11 protein-coding genes and 1 riboswitch are annotated in these 20,338 nt (G+C 41.6%); of the genes, 2 read left to right on the top strand and 9 right to left on the bottom strand.

Features of this window, described 5'->3' with window-relative positions; translation table 11 throughout:
* From KK060_RS22435 to KK060_RS22415, 5 genes are all read right to left on the bottom strand, one after another.
* Positions 1-769: ligand-binding sensor domain-containing protein (locus tag KK060_RS22435; RefSeq protein ID WP_254156984.1), on the bottom strand; the 769-nt coding region annotated here is incomplete at its 3' end.
* The gene (locus KK060_RS22430) at positions 766-1,473 is read right to left on the bottom strand and encodes a LytR/AlgR family response regulator transcription factor (RefSeq protein WP_254156982.1); all 708 of its coding nucleotides are present in this window, start codon (positions 1,471-1,473) and stop codon (positions 766-768) included. The genes KK060_RS22430 and KK060_RS22435, both read right to left, overlap by 4 nt.
* 355 nt (positions 1,474-1,828) lie before the next feature.
* The gene (locus KK060_RS22425; protein WP_254156980.1) at positions 1,829-2,782 is read right to left on the bottom strand and encodes an ABC transporter substrate-binding protein; all 954 of its coding nucleotides are present in this window, start codon (positions 2,780-2,782) and stop codon (positions 1,829-1,831) included.
* A 3-nt stretch (positions 2,783-2,785) separates the two neighbouring features.
* The gene (locus KK060_RS22420; protein ID WP_254156978.1) at positions 2,786-3,373 is read right to left on the bottom strand and encodes a DUF6580 family putative transport protein; all 588 of its coding nucleotides are present in this window, start codon (positions 3,371-3,373) and stop codon (positions 2,786-2,788) included.
* 10 nt (positions 3,374-3,383) lie between these two features.
* Entirely contained in the window at positions 3,384-5,300 is a 1,917-nt protein-coding gene (locus tag KK060_RS22415; RefSeq protein WP_254156976.1) for a TonB-dependent receptor plug domain-containing protein, read from the bottom strand.
* A 109-nt stretch (positions 5,301-5,409) separates the two neighbouring features.
* Positions 5,410-5,603: riboswitch (cobalamin riboswitch) on the bottom strand.
* A 208-nt stretch (positions 5,604-5,811) separates the two neighbouring features.
* Between KK060_RS22415 and KK060_RS22410 the strand changes: the two genes are divergently transcribed.
* Positions 5,812-6,159, top strand: a complete 348-nt coding sequence (locus tag KK060_RS22410) for a four-helix bundle copper-binding protein (protein WP_254156974.1) — start codon at positions 5,812-5,814, stop codon at positions 6,157-6,159.
* A gap of 44 nt (positions 6,160-6,203) precedes the next feature.
* On the opposite strand, the gene KK060_RS22405 is transcribed toward KK060_RS22410, so the two are convergent.
* Positions 6,204-7,385: a PQQ-dependent sugar dehydrogenase gene (locus tag KK060_RS22405; RefSeq protein ID WP_254156972.1), complete on the bottom strand. Its 1,182-nt coding sequence runs from the start codon at positions 7,383-7,385 to the stop codon at positions 6,204-6,206.
* Between the two features lie 217 nt (positions 7,386-7,602).
* Here KK060_RS22405 and KK060_RS22400 point away from each other — a divergent pair, with 217 nt between their 5' ends.
* Positions 7,603-7,980, top strand: coding sequence for a response regulator (locus tag KK060_RS22400; protein ID WP_254156970.1), 378 nt, complete (start codon positions 7,603-7,605; stop codon positions 7,978-7,980).
* 70 nt (positions 7,981-8,050) lie between these two features.
* Here KK060_RS22400 and KK060_RS22395 read toward each other — a convergent pair whose 3' ends face one another.
* From KK060_RS22395 to KK060_RS22385, 3 genes are all read right to left on the bottom strand, one after another.
* Positions 8,051-12,073: a CheR family methyltransferase gene (locus KK060_RS22395; RefSeq protein ID WP_254156968.1), complete on the bottom strand. Its 4,023-nt coding sequence runs from the start codon at positions 12,071-12,073 to the stop codon at positions 8,051-8,053.
* Positions 12,074-12,206: 133 nt separating this feature from the next.
* A complete protein-coding gene (locus KK060_RS22390) occupies positions 12,207-13,268 on the bottom strand; it encodes a chemotaxis protein CheB (RefSeq protein ID WP_254156966.1) in 1,062 nt (353 codons plus the stop codon).
* Between the two features lie 206 nt (positions 13,269-13,474).
* Positions 13,475-20,308, bottom strand: a complete 6,834-nt coding sequence (locus KK060_RS22385) for a PAS domain-containing protein (protein ID WP_254156953.1) — start codon at positions 20,306-20,308, stop codon at positions 13,475-13,477.
* Between the last annotated feature and the right edge of the window lie 30 nt (positions 20,309-20,338).

The following is a 20,338-nucleotide window of genomic DNA, read 5'->3' as shown; positions in this document are numbered from 1 at the left end:
TCCAGATACTGCCGTCTTTATCCTTAAAAAGTGAATTGCTATGATTATAAAAATTTCCTTTGGAAATGAGAGTTAGAGATCCATCTTCAGGTGAAAAGATATAGACGCCCCCCTCACGCGTCACAATAAAATCATTATCATTCCATTCAACAATAGAATAAAAAGTATCTTGGATTGCTGTACCAGAAAGTGCCTCAAAACGCTTATTTAATTCGTTATATCTTAATACCCCTACTGATGCAGCAACATACAGTTCTCCGTTTGAAGTAACTAACAACTTGAAAAACGTAGCTAGCGGACAATCCAGGACAACAGGTTCAAAATTATTATTCTTAAAAATATAAAGTTGATAATTTCTTCCTATTACCCACAATTGATCTTTGTGAATGACTATATCAATTGGGTAAAGCACGTCCTTATTGTAATGATTTACTTTAATATTTGTTGACGATTTATAACTAACTATACCTGCTCCGAAAGAGGACACCAATAAGGCAGTATCAGTCTCAGCGATACCAAAGATGAAATTTGATCCTAGACCATCTTTAGAAGTGAAGTTTTCAAATGTGGCACCGTCATAACGTGTAAGACCATTGTCTGTAGAAAACCAAAGAAAGCCATCCTTTGTTTGGGCTATTCTGTACACAATAGAGTGGCCTAGACCATTCTTTGTTGTATATTTTTTTATAGGTCTATCTTGTGCTTTTAACGAAGAGAAAATAAGATGGAATAGAAGAAGAGATACAAGAACTGTCAGGTAGCGTTTCATATAAGCAGATCCTTTAACACTTGTTTGTACTGCCTTGACACTTTAGCCTCTACGTTTCCCGCTAAAAATACTATTAGCTCATTTCCTGTTGTTTGATACCTGATAACATGGTTGGTGTTTATAATGAAAGAACGGTGAACACGTTTCAAAAAGTCAACCTTCATTAAAGCCATAAGTTGCTTCAAATTTTTTGGAACGACCACGTGTTCACCCCCGATACGAAAAATCTTTACATAGCTTCCTTGTGCTTCAACACATACAATTTCATCTGCTTTAATAAGCACGTGTTCTCCCTGGTGAAATACTTTTACATGCGGTATAAATACTTTCCGCTTTTTTTCCAGCACCTTAAGTATTTTCTGCTCGGTAGCTAAAAGCTCATCTACATCAATAGGTTTAAGAAGGTAATCAAACGCCCCTGCTTTTATTGCCTGTATTCCGTAGTCGTCATGGCCGGTTGTAAACACTATTAGAAATTCCCTGTCAGGAAAACTATCAAGTAACTTAAATCCGTTAGCAGTTGGCATATGGATATCAAGAAACACAACATCTGGCGTGAATTTATTAATTGATTGGATGGCATTATCAACGGAAGATGCCTGATCTAACACCGTTATTGAAGAACAGTATTGATTAATAAGGTTACCCAATAATTCACGATCAAGTTTTTCATCATCCACTATAAGCGCATTAACTATACTCATTCAACAAAGAAAATATAAATACTTTATTAATTAATGCTTTCGCCTTGAAAGAGAATAGGAGATGGCGCAAAAGAATCCGAGTTTTTCGTTTACAAACAAAACACTGCCATTCACAAAGAAAGAGTGAATACTTATTAGAACCTTGCTATTATTACTGATTATGGAAATTTAAGAAAGCGTATTCCTACTGCTGGATTTTTCATTTAACTAACATTTTCGCCTTGATACATGTCATTACACTGCTCAAAGTTATCTTATTTGTTAAGGTTCTCTTCCTTATATTTTAAACTAATAGCGTATTCTTTTCGAATACACTATTAGTTCTAACATTTCCTTAAAAATGGGAAAGCGATATTTATAGATAATTACCAACAAGTCTTCTCTCAAATACATCTATAGCAGATGCAACATGGTGAGCCAAGCGTTCAGGAACTGAAAATACTTCAGGATGAAATAATGCAGCCAGCACTTCAATACCATCTACCAATGTTGATGCTGATGGTTGTGTGAATAAATCGTAGTCAACAACAAAAACCTTGTTGTTCTTTACCGCTTGTAACGAGTTCCATTCCGGTTTTTCAGTTAACAGGTGCAACTCTTCAAGTGAGCGCTTTGCATCAAAACCACACGGTGCGATAACTAAGACTTCCGGATCATATTTAACTACCTTGCTGAAGGGCGTTACAATGCTGTCTCCATTAGGATTTGACAGCATATCAATACCTCCGGCATAAGCAATTTGATGCGGAATCCAATGACCACAATTATAGATTGGTTCAATCCACTCCATTAGCATTATTCGCTTCGGCCTGACCTTAAACGCCCGAAGCCCGTCTATTATCAAATCAATTCTTTTTTGAAGACCGCCAAGGTAAGCATATCCTTTCTCTTCTTCTCCCAAAGCAGTGGCGATAGTAATAGCGGTTTGAAATACATCATCCAGACTTGCGGGTGTAAGCGGTACAAGCTTTGGTTGTTTGTTTAACTTGGCAACAGCTGCAGCGGTACAAACCGTATCGATCTGGCATACCTCACAAACATCCTGGGTGAAAATTACATCAGGCTGTATTGCCTGCAGCAAGTCATCATCGACATAGTAAAGGCTTTTCCCCTGGGCTTTGCTTGTACTAAAGATCCTATCAATCTCGATGCTTGTGTAATGCTTACCTTCAAGAACGCAGCGCACTACCTTATGCTTTTCACTTAAGGCGTCAGCAGGGCATTCAAAAGTGATCCCTTGCAATTTGTGCTGTAATCCGATATCGTAAATCATACGGGTGGCAGCAGGAAGAAAAGAACATGCTACCATTTTTCACACATTAAGTTGTAACACACTATATCTTCTTTGCATCCATTCAAAAGCACCAAAAAGAATGGCAGAGAATATAAAATTACCCATCAGCAAATTTCCCAGCAAAGGCAATCCCATTCTATAACAGCTTAACAAACCTGAAATATCCGGTGTGTAAAGAATATCAGCAGCAGTACCGGTGCACCCCATTAACCACACGCCAAAGTTGGAGAAGAGGAAGTGCAGGCCTGCGGCACTGATACAAGACAGAAAGACATTTCTTATCGTAACAGTTTTAAAGAGCTGGCCCACGAGTACCATTAATGCGAAACTTACGTACACCCAGATAAAACTATTGTAAAAAAACACCCAATATCCAAAGTACACATAGCGATTAAGTACAATATCAGAAAGCCATAAAGTTACAAGAGGTAACATATAGGCTTTCCATCTGTCACGAAAATAAAAGCCTGCAAATAATGCCATTGCACCCAGCGGCGTAAATCCAACGAAAGGCGATTGTGTTTGCGCTGTTGCTACTCTAAAAATACCTACACCAAGTATCATCAGTGTAAGCACAATTGGACGCGGACTAAATTTTTGATCCATGGTAAAGTCTTTAGAAGTTAAATGACAGTCCTGTTTGTACGTTGAATCCCTGTGTACTGTATCCATACACCTCAGTATAGTCCTGATCTAAAATATTTTTAGCATCGACAAATAACTTGAGCCTTTGCGCAAGTAAGCGATATTCGGCATAGAGATTCAGCAGTTGATAGCTGTTGAGGCCTACACGTTCCTGTGTAAAAGTGTTCATGTTGAAAAACAAATCATCTCTCTTGCCAAACGTCTTGAAGTTCATGCTCACCGTAAGTTGTTTGGTAATCGCGTACGTGGCATTGATACCAAAAGAATGCTTAGGTCTTCTGATAAGGTTATTGTAGGTAGTATCTCCTCCGGTTGCTAATGGTGTGGTGAGCTCGCCCGTTACATATGAATAGAAAGCTCCGATATTCAAATTCTCGTTGATCTGTACCACAGGCTCAACCTCAAAGCCATAGTCATCCTGTTGGTCAAGGTTCAGATATCTGTCTCTCATTTCTCCTGCTGTGTATATAATGACGTTATCTACTTTACGGGAAAATAAAGTTGCACGCACATTAGCCTTCTTGTCTTTAGTAAAGAGGTGAACCCCTCCTTCAATACTTCTGCTTTCTTCCGGATTCAGTTCTTCATTTGCACCGAACTGCCCATATAGCTGAGACAGGGTGGGTGCTTTAAATCCAGTTGAATAATTGACAAATAGTTTTGCTACGCTACCAATCTTATACGTTGGATTTATACTATACGTAAATGTATGACCATATACTGAGTGGATTACTTCTCTTGCACCTAGCTCAATGGAGAATCTTGAGATATCATTAATAAAAAATGAAACATACGGATTCGTTATATTCAATGACCTGTACTTGATACTTGCTTCCGGAAGGTTCATCTCCATGCGTTGATAACTCAAACCAGCGAGTAATTGAATGTGTTTACCAAAGGAATAGTTTGAAAAAACCTCTCCATGATCATAATGTCCTTTATTCGGGAAAGAGCTAAAGGGTGTTATATAGTCACGCTCTGTTTTATCGTGCGCATATAGTACGTTAACCGCACCTTTAGCAAAGGTGTATTGTCCGTTCAAGCCATAATTCAACAGACTTGCTTCATAAACGGCATCAGGGTCATCAGCAAAAGAACCGGCATCATAGTCTCCTCCAAAATCTGAATAACGAACAAAAGGACGTATAGAAATATCTTCAGTCGGTTTAAATCCGAGATTAAGTTGAAATGCATCCTGGTTAAAACCATCCTTGTCAAAGTTGCCGCTCCCGGTTTCATCATATGCTTCACTTATACCATCACTTTGAAAGCGCATATAAGTGAGGTCGTAATCCCAAAGCCTTGTACTTCCGGATACACCCGCATTTCCTTTGAAGGTATTATAACTACCATAGCTTACTGTGCCAAACCCATTGAAAGGTTTATCACCGCTCTTTTTAGTAATGATGTTGATAACGCCTGCAATGGCATCAGAACCATATAGAGTCGACTGGCTTCCTTTCAGGATTTCAATTCGCTCAACCTGATCAATAGGAATCAATCGTAAATCGAAAGCCCCTCCTATTCCTGAAGGATCACTAAGAGGAACACCATCGATCAGGATAAGGGTGTAATCTCCTTTTGCACCCCGCAAAAAAACAGACTTATCTTTTCCGGGATTACTAACAGCACCATTAACAACCAAGCCTACCTGTTCATTTAATAATTGTGACAAGTCTTTTCCTGCGCTTCTTTGCAGCTGTAATTCGTCAATTACATTAACGACCTTCCCGGTTTCAGCGATGCTCTTGGGAAACTTGGTGGCCGTTACCACCACTTCATTAAGATTTAATGTACGAAGTGAATCTTGCTGTGCTTTAGTTTGGTTTGACGCCAGCAGCCAAAAGGCAATCATAGTCATTGCCCAGACTTTTCTCTCCTTTTTCATTGTTAAGGTTTAAATGATTTAAGGAGTAAAAGGCTGGAATGAAAAATAGATACTGCAACATGCAGTTCTCAGATTTTACATTCACGTGCTTTTTACCCGAAGCATTGAATTTGAACATCTGTAACGGGCAGGTCTCCTGGCTTGCATCATGTTATCCTGGCCTTCCCATCCTTTGCAGAACAGTGACTTGAAGTAGTGATAACACTTGTTAAAATGCTTACAGTAGCGGGAACTGCTCCGGATTTACACCGGTATTCCCTTTTAATCCTGTTAACAACAGGAACCAATTACACTGCAATTATATGAATTTTTTAAGGAAACCGACAATGGCACAAAAACTACTTCAAAGAATAGTACAATATGCTGCAATGGCATAAAAATTTGAACATCCTGATACCAAATTAACATGCTGTTGATGAGTTAAGATGATTAGGTCAACCTACTGCCAACAGCATTAATGCATGCAATGCTGAAATAGAGTAACAATACATTTCACTTAAACTGTCGATTTATGAATCAAGAAAGAGTTCAATCCTGCATAGACGCATGCCTGGCATGCGCAAGAGAATGTGACAGCTGTGCTACAGCTTGTCTTAATGAGGAAGATATCACCATGTTGGCAAGGTGTATTGAGTTAGATCGCGAATGTGCCGAAGCATGTTATGCGACAGCAAGACTAATGGGTATGGGCGGAGAGCATTATGCCTTGTTCTGCCATGCATGTGCTGAAATCTGTGAGGCCTGCGCTGAGGAATGTGAGAAACATGTTGAGCATGGCATGGACCATTGTAAAGCATGCGCTGAAGCCTGTCGCAAGTGCGCCGATGAATGCCGCGCTATGGTAGGTGTAAATGCTTAAACAACGAAAAAGCCCCTGGTTAAAACCAAGGGCTTTCTTGTTTTCTATTTCGATTTAAAATCCTTTAATTGTTTTTGTGTTAACACCACAATCCGATCATCAATAGACAATGGATCTCCCCTACCATCCTGGTTGCTTACCGCAATATAGATCCTGCCATCTGGACCTTCCGTTACATTTCTCAATCTTCCCAATTTCTGGTATAGATAGCGTTCTACAGTGTCGATCTTCGAAGGATCACTTGCATTAAATACTGCCCGGTACAATGCTTCACCTCGAAGACCAGTAAATAGCAATGATCCCTGCCACTCGCCTTGTCTTACAAAAACACCTCCTGTAGGTGCCCAGGTAGTGGTATCGCCACTATAGTAAACGGGTGTTTCAAGTCCGGCTTGCTGCTGCTTACCCATAATCAGCGGCCATCCATAATTTGCTCCGGCCTTTATCAGATTGACTTCATCCATGCAACATCCCTGCTCTTCCGAAGGGCCGTGTTCGGTTGACCATAACGATCCCGTTGACGGTTGAAATGCTAATCCTTGCGGATTGCGATGCCCAAGGGAATAAATATAAGAGCCAGGAAAAGGATTGTCTGCAGGTACATCACCGTCGCGTGTCATCCGTAAAATTTTACCGTTGAGCGATGACATATCTTGCGCTAGTTCTGGCTTAAAGGTCTCACCTGATGTTATGTACAGCATACCATCAGGGCCAAATTCAAGCGCTCCTACATTGTGAAGGTAATTGCCGGGTACACCATCCAGAAGCACTTTATCAAATACACCGGTACCGTTGTTATCTCTGTACCTCACTACCTTATTCACCAACACCAATGGTGCCTTGCTTTCTGCATAGGTGTAAGCGAAATATACATACCGGTTTCTTTCAAACTCCGGGTCGAGTTCAATACCAAACAAACCCGACTCTCCTATTTCCTGTACCGAATCTAAAGCAAGCCACTGTTTCTTCTTTCCGCTTTTATCAATTACAGCAATTGATCCGGGGCGTTGCGTCACAAACAATCTTCCGTCAGGAGCAAACACCATTTCCCATGGTGTATCAAGGCCAGTGGCAAAGTTTCGAATACCAAGCGCAATACCATCGCCGTCTTCCTCATCGTCGTCAAACCATTCTTCGCACGCAGTAATGAGTAACGTGCAAACAAATAATGGAATAATCCAGCCAAACATTTTTCTCAATGCTGCTGTAGTAGTCTCTTTTCTCATGAGTTGTTGCTTTTTAAAAACGCAACCCAAAAACGATACCATACCCCTACCTTCATTACCTATTCAATATGGGTATGCTGTTACTTGAAACGAGGCGTAGATTCTGTAGAACGACAGCAAAGAATCAAGCGCATAAAATTTATAAATGATATTTTTATGCTTATAAGAAAACACAATTCAATGTTTAATATTTAATTGCACGTAAATCCATTTGGACATGAAAAAAGTACTGATAGTAGAAGATGACTTAGACATTCAGGATGTCTTTAAGATCATATTCAGTTCGTATGGCTACCAGGTCGAATGTTTAGACAACGGAAAGAGCCTTTGCGAAAGGAAAGGAAACTGGCCGGATGTTATTATACTTGACAAGCAACTTCCGGGCGTAAATGGAGTAGAGGCTTGTAAGATGCTTAAAGCAAACGAAGCTACAAGTAATATCCCTGTTATTATGATCTCTGCAACTTCAGGGGTAGACAAGGCTGCGGCAACTGCCGGCGCAGATGATTATCTCGAGAAACCATTTAATATGCACGTCATCCTTAAAAAGGTAGCAGGGCTATTTAAAGAACAAAAACAAGGTTTAGGAAATTAATCACACGTCATTCACAAAACAAAAACACGGTTACATCTGGCATCGCTAACTATTACATGTTCTATCACCGTTAAGAATTACTTGTGGGCAGTATAAAATAGAAAACAGAGCCCGCTCCTTCTTTACTTTCAACACCAATGGTACCGCTGTGCCTTTCAATAATTCCGGCGCTGATATAAAGACCAAGGCCCATTCCTGAAACTTGTTCCGTTTGTTCGTTTTCAACACGAAAGAACCGATCAAACACTTTCTTTTGAAGTTCAACCGGAATACCGACTCCCTGATCACAAACACTTAGTTTAACACCTTCTTTTACTACTTCAGTCTGGACAACGATATCGCCACCATCAGGTGAATATTTAACAGCATTCATAATAAAGTTATTAAGTACCTGCCCAATGCGTTCCTTGTCTGCCGTTATGGGTTTAATGTAAGCTTTTTGAAATATGAACTGATGTCCTTTGGAAAGGTTTTGAAGTTCTTCTATTCGCTCAGCTACAAGACTGTTCAGGTTAAAGGTAGTCAGATTAAGTGTGAGCTTACCTTCTACAATTTTTGTTGTATCCAGAAGGTCTCTAATCAGGTTAGAAAGTCGGTCGACCTGGTTGTTAAGTTTCTGCATTAATGCAGTGCTTTCTTTTTCATTAGCCTTTTCAAACCGGTCTTGTAAAATTTGAGCGTAACCTTTGATACTGGTTACAGGTGTTTTTAATTCATGGCTTGCTATGCCAATAAACTCGTCTTTCTGTTGTTCAAGGTTTTTCCTTTCAGTAATATCGTACATTACCCCTACCATTCGTATAGCATGACCCTTTTCGTCCTTTTCAATGGTACGGCCATATCCACTTACCCACCTTATCTCTTTATTGTCTGCTCTTACAATTCGAAACTCCGCTTTAAATATCCCACCTTCCTGCACTGCAGTTTTTAATGCCAAGTCTACTGTTTCTGCTTCGTCTTTATAAACAAAGCTCAGGAAATAGCCAGCATTTTTTATTTCCTCGCCTGGTTGCAAGCCTAACATAATGTAGTGCTGCTTATTCCACTTCACTACATCTGTTTTAATATCCCAATCCCATACACCCATCTCTGCAGACTCCAGGGTTATGCGTAGTCGTTCTTCCGATTCACGCAAAGCTTCCTGGGCTTGCATTGTTTCCGTAAGTTCTCGTACAATTTTAACAAAGCCCAATAATTTTCCGGCGTTGTCGTGCAAGGGTCTTACCGTACCTGAGCAATAAACCCAGGTACCACCTTTACGCAGATGCCACCGCTCATTCTCAGCAAATCCTTTTTCTTTGGCCTTTGCCGCTTCTTTCTCCGGAGCTCCTTTCTCACGGGCTTCAGGTACATAGAGAATATCGCCTGACTGCCCGATCATTTCCTGTTCTGAGTAGCCAAACATGCCTTCTGCCCCCTTGTTCCATGTGCCTACACGCCTTTGCGTATCAATAGTGAAGATGGCGTAGTCTTTGGCACTTGCAAATACAAGACGAAAACGCTCTTCCGATCTTCTAAGAGCCTCCTCTGTCTCCTTATGACTTGTAATATCAAAAAATGTAATAACTACACCATTGATTCTATCTTCGTCTGTGCGGTAAGGCAAAACACGCATCATATATACCCGCCCGTCCGTTGTCTGTACCTCCTTTTCCACGGGCTGTAACTTTTCTAATACTGACTCTGCATCCTCTACAAGGTTGTCGTAAGCGAGCCTACCCGTAATATCCGATAGGGGCCTGCCGTAGTCAGCAGGTATCAGGTTAAATAACTGCCGTGAGGCTGGCGTAAAGAATGCAACACGAAAGCTCCTGTCGAGAAACACTGTGGCAATGTCAACAGAATTAATCAGGTTATGAAGATTGTTGCTGGCAATGGTGGTCTCTTCTACCTTCACCTTCAACTCCTGGTTTACCGTACGAAGCTCTTCATTTATCGACTGTAATTCCTCCTTACTGGTTTCAAGTTCTTCTGCCGCAGAACGCAATTCTTCATTCATTGCCTGCAGCTCTTCATTCGCCGCCTTCAGTTCTTCTGCATGGAACTCATGTTGCTCATTGGAAGCACGAAGCTGTGCCTTTAAACGTATCAATTCTTCCTCCAGCTGGCGTGCTACAGGTTCATCAGAAGAGAGCAACACATCTATATTTTCTTCTTCATCCGTCACACGTTCGAACAATACCAGGATAAACCCCCTAGCAACATCTGTAATCTGTAATACCGGCCTCACGTGAATACTGATTGATTCCGTGTGTTCATCTACTGTTACTTTTAAACCCCTTGCTTCTACAGCTGTATTTCGCTGAACAGCCTGATATAATGCTGACCTTAATTCAAGACGCAATTCCTGTCTTATGAGCTTCAACAAATTCTGAGAAGGTTCACCTCCACCAATCTGTAGATACCTTCCCGCTCTTTCTGAAAGATGGACAATATCATACTCCTCATTAACAATAACAGAAGGTGGTGCATACTGCTCCAATAAACGCTGATGGAGATCACCAAATGTAATACGTTCGGTTTTTACGGGTGGCTGATCAGATAATGTAACAGGCTTATGTGGCGGTTGCAAAGGAAAGGAGGGAACAGAATCAGGTACAGGATAGGTACGCGCCGCTGTTATTTGTCTTTTTTGAAAGATATGGTTCTCCCTGTTAAAAACCGCATAAAGATCACTTGCCCCGTCAGCAGATTCAGAAGAGCCAAGGAAGAGGAAACCTCCTGGCTTCAATGCAAAGTGAAAAGTCTCCATTACACGCTCCTGAGCCGTACTGTTCAAATAGATCAGTACATTCCTACAACTTACCATGTCAAGATGTGAGAACGGAGGATCTTTGATAAAGTTATGATTGGCAAACATAACCATCTCCCTGATCTCACGCTTAATCCTGTAATCTTCTCCTTCTCTGGTAAAAAATCTTCTTAATCGCTCGGGGGATACATCTGCCGCATCATTTATGGAATACAATCCTTCCCGCGCCTGGTTGATGGCGGCCTCATCTATGTCTGTAGCAAAGATCTGTACTTTAGGAGCATCAATTAAATTTAAGGTTTGCTCTGCGCAAAGCATTGCTAAAGAATAGGCCTCTTCTCCTGTTGCACATCCTGCTACCCAAATGCGTATTTGTGATTCAGCGCCTTTGCTCTTAATAATACTAGGTAACACTTCCGTTTCAATGGTATCGAAAGCTTTACGATCTCTAAAGAAATTGGTAACTGAAATTAACAGGTCTTTAAGAAGCGCTGTAGTCTCTTCAGGATTCTGCTGTATGTAAGCAGCATAAGCATGAAGATCTGGAAGATGTTTTACATTTATTCTTCGTTCAATTCGGCGCAGCAATGTAGGCCGCTTATAGTTGGTAAAGTCGTGACCGGTGCGTACGCGTAGCTGTGTAAATATTTCGCGTAAGGCATACTGCTGATCCTCAGGGCGCTTCTCAGGTTCCACAGGTATATGCACTAAACCCAGGCTTTGCTTGTAAGTAATAATGCTTTTCGGAATTTCAGCTACCGGTAATACCGCGTCTACAAGTTCTGTAGCAATAGCATTCCTGGGCATTTCATTAAACTCTGCTTCTCTCGGGTTCTGTACAAACGTAGCCCCACCCAATTCTTTAATGCGCTTTAAGCCCATAGAGCCATTTGCTCCTGTGCCCGACAAAATAACACATGCTGCCCTTGGGCCATGTGAATTAGCCAGGGTACGAAAAAAGATATCAACTGGAGCTCGCCTGTCTTCTATCTGTGTATTGGGAGAAACAGCGATACTCCCATCCACCATCATGAGATGTTGACTTGGGGGAATTACATATACCTCGTCTGCCCTTACCCGTGTTTTTTCTGTTACTTGAGTAACAGGCATCAGGGTTACTGATTGCAATATCTCGGTAAGCTTACTATCGTAAGAAGGTGACAGATGCAGGATTACCACATAAGCGATTCCAGTATTATCAGGAACATTTTGAAAGAATTCTTTCAACGCTTGTACACCTCCGGCAGAAGCACCGATTCCTACGATGATAAGGTCATCCGGTGCAGGCCTATCTTGAATATATTTGTCTGCACCAGGTTGCTGAGAAGTATTTGACGTCATAAAATCTTTCTTTAAACCTTAAACATTCTATGTAAGTGAAGAATGAATCAGGATAATGGTGGCAATATATCTAAAAGCGATTGCATTGCTGCCGTTGGTTACGACTATACCGAAAGGATCATCAAGAAATTGTTTACTCATCGCTTTCACTCTCCGTTGTATTCGCCTCATGCAAAATGCTGTCTGTACTTAATTGCTCATGATTAAGTACAGCTTGTCGCACACTATTGGCACGACCCTCTGCTTCCTTAGCTTTCTTAAAATACATGGCTGCCACTTTTGGCTGGTTAACCTCCGCAAAATGATCGCCCATATGGTTTAGCAACATCACACTCTCCTGAATACTTCTTATGGCACTCCACAAGCTTTCTTCAATACTTTCTGAAATTGTTGCCAATAAAGAGTCAGCTGAAAAAGCATGGCCTGTGTGACATCGGAATCGAACCCTTCCTCCTTCCACCAAAGCGCTGAGCACGCCATGGCATTCAGGACAAGTATATGGCGTCAGCTTCCCGAGCTGCAACACCTTATCGTTTAAGGCACTGTCTTCCATTGCTATATTTATCTCTGTTTTTATTCTCGACTCATCAACCTTGCCATTACCATGCGCGGGAGCCCCGGTTCTTACTTCTTCCTGTACCAGTTTTACCAATGCTGAAGGGATATCAGCAACCCGTAACTTGTAGTCTACTTCAACAGCACGTATTGCATTTTCAGGCATAGAAGGAACTTCCGCTTCTTCGGGGTCCTGTACGATTGCTATACCCCCATAATTTTTAATTGCCCAAAGGCCGGCAGTACCATCGTCAAGGGCACCTGAGAGAATGACGCCTATTACCTGGCTTCGATAAGCGTAAGCAGCTGACCGAAATAAAGGATCAACTGCGGGACGAAATCTGTTTTCCTTCGGACCGCGTGTAATCCGAACCCAGCCTTTTTCAATAAGTAGATGATGATCAGGAGGCGCAACATAAATACGACCTCTTTTAATAGGCTCCATGTCAACCGCATGAGCGCCATGTAAAGTTTGGATGTTATTCAAAACCTGCGGCAGAACACCCCGTACATCAGGAGCAATATGCCATACAACGAAAATCGATGCATCGAGATTAGGCGGCAAACCCGCTACTATTTTTTTTAATCCCTCAAATCCACCTGCTGAAGCTCCGATAACAATGATGTTCCTTTTTTCCATGAGAGTTGTACGACAATATTTATACCGCGAACACTATAGTCGAAGTTGCTTCTCGAGGGAAACCACTATTTACCATGTCACTGCGCTTGTCAGAAAATGAACAATAGTAAGAGGATCAGTAACAATTCGTTATCTGAGTAGTGACCATCGTGCCTGTTCTTTACCGGCCTCCTGTTATGGAAAATGACGCGCACCTGAACACAACATCACTTCGTCAACTCATCCGGGAAATAACAAGAGAACATTGCTCCTTCGCCCGGCTTACTCTCCGCTGCGATAAAACCTTTGTGGTTCTCTACAATCTTCTTGCAAATAGCCAGCCCCATACCCGTGCCCGCAAATTCGGCCATGCCATGAAGGCGTTGAAACATCTGGAAGATCTTCGCTTCATACTCCTGCTCAAACCCAATTCCATTGTCCTTAACTTCAAGCTTCACAAAACGCTTTAAGGGAGATGCCATCGGGTGATTAATATTTTTACCATCCACTATAGAAGCACTGATCACTATATGTGGTATGTTATCCTTTGGTTGAAACTTGATAGCATTCGAAATGAGATTTTGCAGCAACTGACCCATCTGCAATGGATTACATTTTAAGTGAGGCAGCTCATGCGCTTCTACTACTGCTTTCCTTTCCCTGATGTATTCACTCAGGTCACTCTTTACTGTAAATAACACCTTGTTAAGATCTGTCTTTACAAGTTCCTTTGGGCCGGCATTTGCCCTGGAATATGTAAGAATATCATCGATCAGTGAATTCATGCGCTGAATAGCAGACATGATACGCCTGAAGAAATCCTTACCACCTTCACTGAGGTTCTGTTCTTCACGCTGAACCAATACCTGGCTGAAGATCTGTATTTTTCGCAAGGGCTCGCGTAAATCGTGACTTGCCACGAAGGCAAAAGTAGATAGTTCTTCATTCAGCATCTTCAGCTCATGATTCTTATGCGCCAGTGATTCATTGATCCGCTGCAATTCCAATTGTGATGCCTTACTTTCTGATATATCACTGATAGTCATCACTACGCTGTCTTCAAGTTTTACAGCCGAAATGTCATACCAGTTATCAAAGCCCTCGTAGTTATAGAACTGTTGAAAGTGTGCTGGCTCACCTGAGTGAATTACTTCTTTTAATCTTTCAAATAACCCAGATTGCATCGCCCCAGGAAATACTTCAATAAAACGTTTACCTTTTAAATCCATTTGTTTCGCAAGTCTTTGAATGGCTTTATTAAAAAGCTTCCATTCAAAGTCAAGTACCTGGTGGTTCTCGTTATAAAGCGCATCAAGCACCTGGATGCCGATAAAGGATGAGTTGAATACGGCTTCGAGCAGATCTTTGTATTCCTTTATCTTTTTCTCGTGTGTAAACTGCTCATGCACGTCAATAAGCGAACCTACCCAGTAAGCAACGGCGCCCGACTCTTCGTATACAGGCACTACTACCTTCATGTGCCAGAGATACTCGCCTCCTTTGTTCTTAACAAGAACTTCCGTATGATAGGGCAGTCCTTCGCTCATGGTCTTCTGTAGCAAAGGGAATATCTCTTTGGTTTGGCTGGGATGGATTACATCTAATTCGTCTATGCGTACATTTTGAAAATGCTCATGAGCAAGACCAGTGTATCTGAACCACTGGTCATTGATAAGTTTGATCTTTCCGGTAGCATCGGAAAGCCAGATCATCTGCGGTATTGCATCCAGCGTTTGTTGCAATAAGTTGCGCTGCACCTCGAGTTGTTTTTTGGATTCCTGCAACTCTTTTGTTCGCTCGCGCACCCGCATCTCCAGCTGTTTATTAGTCTCTATCAGGTACTCCTCCGTTTTTTTCTGCATGCGCGCTATTTGTATCCTTGCATCAATACGGGCAAGCATCTCCTTGGCAGAAAAAGGTTTTATAAGATAATCATCAGCACCATAGCGCATACCCTCAATCTTTGCTTCTTCGTCAGCCCTGGCTGAAAGCAATATAACAGGGATATGTTGCATGACGGAATTACTTTTAATTGCAGCCAGAAGCTGATATCCATCAACCTCAGGCATCATCACATCGCTTAAAACAAGGTCTGGCATTTTGCCTGGCTGTATCGCTTCAATGGCTTTCTTTCCATTTTCGGCCATTACAACTTCATAATCCTCACATAACAAAGAATGCATGTAACCCCGCATATCTGCATTATCATCTACAAGCAGAATTCGAGGCTTTCTTAAATCCTTTTGTGATTTATCTCTTGCCAATAATTTAGTCCTATTCCTGTTATCAAACACTACATTCTCTACAGGAAGCCATCCACTCAACTCTTCTAAAAAAGAAGAAGCTACAGAGCCATTGGCAACTCTATCTTTCGATTCAAATATTCTACGTGGTGGAAGATGCGCTTTCCCTCTTGGTATAACAACCATAAATGTAGTTCCTTCTCCTTCGGCACTGTCTACTTTAATACTGCCACCATGCATTAACACGAGTTCACGAACAAGGGCTAACCCAATACCCGAGCCTTCGTATGTTCTTGACTTAACACCTTCTATACGCGCAAAACGTTCAAATATTCTCGCCAGATTATCTTTGGAAATACCGATGCCTGTATCCCTCACATGAAGCTGAACGTGTTTTTTATTGGCCCGAAGTATAATCTCTATCTTTCCTTTAAAGGTAAATTTAAACGCATTGGAAAGGAGATTAAGTACAATCTTCTCGTACATCTCACGATTCACATAAATGGGCTCCTCCGGATCTTCGATCTTCATCACATACTTTAACCCGGCATTTTCGAACAATGACGTAAAGTTGCTTGCCAGTTCCATCGTATACTTTGCAAGGTCTGTAGGTTGGAAAATCGCATCAGCACGACCTGCTTCAATGCGCGAGAAGTCAAGCAGCGTGTTAACAAGCTTTTGCAAGCGCAGCGCGTTACGGTGTGCCATTCGCAATTTATCGAGCTCCTGTTTGGCTAACGTGGTACCACCATTTCTCACTACATCTTCAAGTGGCGCCAGCAGCAGGGTAAGCGGCGTCCTGAATTCATGACTCACGTTGGCAAAAAAAGCAGTCTTTGCCTTATCCATTTCTACAAGCATCTGGTGATTCTTACGCTCTTCCTCTGCCTGTTTTGCGCGTGTAATATTTTGAGAGAATGCGATGTACTTGACAACACTTCCGTTTTTATCCCGTTCAAAAACTTTACTCCGGATCTTGAACCATCGCCAGCTTTTATCATATGCACAAACCCTTACTTCAACCTCTACCGTTTCATCGTCACCTGCTGTGTGCATCCTTTCCTTAAATACATTATACTTTTCAAGATCCTCTGCGTGTATTAACGCCCTGATACCTTCCTTCTCTGATTCTATTTTTTTGATCATCGAAAAAGGATATCCGAGATCTTCGAGAAGCATTTTATTGAGGTAAGTTGCCTTTCCCGATTCAACATTTACCAATTGTATTACATCCGGCACAGACTCAATTACCCGTGTAAAAAGCAGAGACTGGTTATGGATTTGTTCCTCGATATGCTTGCGTAATGTGACATCCTCGCTTACTACCAGTAAACCATCTTCAATCTTTGCTGTGCTTATATTTAGCCATACACGCCGATCACCTAAACGGTATTCTCCTTCAAATTGTAACGTCTTTTTACCGCCTACAACTTCAACAAACTTGTTAAAGAATGATGTTGCAATCTCAGGTGGCAGAGCCGACTTATATTGTTTTCCTGTTAAATACGTGGCATGAAACTGCTCTTCAGCAGTTCTGTTAATAAGGTCAAACTTGAAATCTATTATACGATTATCTTCGTCTCTTACAGCAGTTAGTAAACTTATTCCTACAGGTGTAGCATCAAAAACGGATGTTAGTAATTTTTCGTTTTGCCTTAATTGCTTTTGAGATTCAACAAGGTCAGTAACGTCCATATCAACCCCAAGCATTTTTGTGGGCTTCCCTTTCTCATTATACAATACATTACCTTTTACCTTAATTGTTCGTATTTCTCCATTAACCTTGATTCTTATGGTTTCTTCAAATGGGTTTTGTCCCCTTCTAATAGCTTGAATAAGATTTTCTACAACAGGGCGATCTTGCTCTATCACATATTCAAGGTAACTTTCAGGACTCACGCTAGTTCCATTGACCATGCTAAAAATTCTATACATTCCTTCAGACCAATTGAACTTATCCTCATCAATATCAAACTCCCAGCTGCCAATTTCTGCAACCTCTTCGGCTTGTTTAAGAATTTGCAGATTCTTTTTCAGTTGCTCTTCCGCCTGTTTAATCTCAGTAATATCCTGAATGGTTCCGCTCAGGCGAATTACGTTTCCGTTCTCGTCAGCAAAAGACTCAAAGTGCCTGTTGATATACCTGACTTCATTATTTTTTAATTTTAACCGGTGTATTAAATTCTCGCGGCCTGCAGATTTCCTGTGGCTAAGAATTTTATTATAAACTAAGGCTCTGTCTTCCGGATGTACAAACTCTACAATACGCTCCAGCGTAATTTCTTCTGACTGCGGCTCGAGCTGATGGATACGGTACATCTCATCAGACCAATAGATCTTATCCGTTTTTGCATTCCATTCAAAGCTTCCGATATGGCCTACGGCTTGTGCCTCTTTAAATCGCTTGTGTTCCTCCTTTAGTTCTGCCGTGCGTTGCGCTACCAGGTCTTCAAGCGAAGCATTGAACTTACGAAGTTGTTCCTCCAGGTTTTTTCTTGCAGTAATATCAATATGGGCTCCCACTAATCGTGTTGGTGTGCCCTGTTCATCACGTTCAATATCTACCTTGGCGTAAATCCATTTTATTTGCCCGTCAACAGGTCTTATAATCCTGTATTCCGACTCATAGAAGCTACGTGCTGAAGCTATTGCTTCTCTCAAGGTTTTTTCAGCTCTTTCCCTGTCTTCAGGATAAATACGGCTTAACCATTCATCATGTGTCTCATAATTCTGATGCTCCGGTAAACCATGTAAAATTTTATACTCATGTGATCTTGGACTGGGAGCTGAAGATTGCAGGTCGCTTACTTCTACATCAAATCCTGCAACGCCTCCTATTCGCTGTATGCGCGCAAGTTCTGCTTCACGCTTTCTCAGGCTCTCCCCTATAATCTTTTGATCGGAAACATCCTGGGCCGCTCTTTTATAAGCAGTAATATCTTCAAACGACAACACCACTCCATCTCTCAGTTTTACAATGGTTGTTTTAAAGCTTCGCTCCGATTCTCCCTCATCGTATGTGAATTCAGTAACAACTTGATCTCCGCTATTGACCACCTGCACCAGTTCTTCAAAGAAACCGTGTTGTTCAAAACCTTTGTGTAACACAGAAAACGTCTGGCCAATAAGTTCACCCTGATCCACCAAAGTTTGCGTAGTAATATTTGCAAACCGATATCTGAAATCCCGTATAATACCTTCGTGGTCTCGAACAGCTTCCAGTACGCTGAAGCCGTGTGGCAATGCATTAACGACAGATTGTAATAAATCCCTGCTCTCCTTTAACTCGAGTTCCCCTTTCTTCCTCTTGGTATTGTTTTCCAGTGAAACAAACAGCCCGTCATCGAACTTTACCGCTTTCCAGCAAGCCCATAGGTCAAATCCTTTGTCTCCGTAGTAGTGCTCTACTTCAGTAGGCTTACCTGTTTCTACAGTAAGTACAAACTTGTCGAACAAATTAAATTCTTTCGTATGCGGAAACTGCTCTGTTAACCTGAGTCCGGTTACATCTTTACCAGACAGCTCTTCGCCACTTTTACTCACCCACTCAAAGAGAAAATCTACAATCTGATTGTTCTCATCGCGAATGCTTCTAAGAATACTAAGTACGTTTGGTGATACATTGATGGCAGCTTCAAACCGTTCTTTACTGGCTTTCAGCTCCCGGTGATTCTTCTCCTGCTCTTCCTGCTTTTCCTTTAAAGCAACTTCGAATGCATGTTGCTGCGTGACATCTTTTACTATACCGATGATCTTTACCGGTATACCTTTTTCATCCAGAATAATTCTTCCATTGCTGTGGATGTAGCGCATTTGTCCATTAGGATGAAAGACCCTTCTTGTATACTCATAATCACTTTTTGTTTCAACAGCCCGTGCAATCGTTACTCTTACCATTTTCGCGTCTTCAGCAACGGATATAGTGTCTAAGAAATCAAGCGTAGGTTTAAAAGCACCAGGCTTAAAGCCAAGGAGCCTGTACATATTGTCTGAAAAGAAAATATCCATGGTAGGAAGCTGTGCTTCATAACTGCCCATACCGCCCAACATCTCAGCTTCCTTCATCAGTGCCTCATGCGCACGTATCCTGTTCTCTGCTTCAAGTCTCTCCTGGCGTACCTGCGCTTCACTTTCGCGCACCCGTGCCTCCGCCAACACTTCCCTTGTTACATCTTGTGCAGTGCCAATAAAGTATTCGACACCCTTGCGTGTTGCAAAAAGTTCAGCCTTCGTTTTTAAATAGCGTGTTTCTCCCGAAGGAACATTAATACGGAAGTCTATTTCAATATCCTGTTTAAGTTGCTTAATTGATGCAAAATGGTCCATTACCTGCTGCAGATCATCGGGATGAATAATTTCCGAAAACTTTGCAAGTCCGATATTTCCATCGCCCCTGTTAAGCCCGAAAATCTTATACATATTATCTGTGCAGTAGAACTCGTCCGTTAAAAGATTCCACGTCCACGTACCACTGTCAGATACCTGTTCAGCATGTTGAAATATCTTTAATTCAAGCTCCTGTCGCGAGGTAGTCTCGTCCCAGTCAGCAATGGAAGCGTTGTTAACTTCTATTAGTGAACCGGTGCCTGCAAGAAACTTGATTTCGCCTTTAGGTGTGATAATGCGAAAACGATAGTTAATTGAATTCCCTTGTTTTAATTGATCAAGTATCTGTTCTACTTCATTTACATCTTCCGGATGCAAGAGGTTGTTGGTGTCGTCAAAATCGATAAGATAATTAAAAGTAAGGGGCAAACCTGTAAGGTCTGCAATTGTACTTACCTGCTCTGCTTTATTTTCAACCTGCCAGTCACCCACCAGTGTATAGGTGTCGGTGTGTACCAGTAT

It is taken from the genome of Chryseosolibacter indicum (assembly GCF_018598585.1).
Taxonomy (GTDB): Bacteria; Bacteroidota; Bacteroidia; order Cytophagales; family Cyclobacteriaceae; genus Chryseosolibacter; species Chryseosolibacter indicus.
Note: the sequence above shows the minus strand (reverse complement) of the source record. Positions and strands in the feature narration are given on the sequence as shown.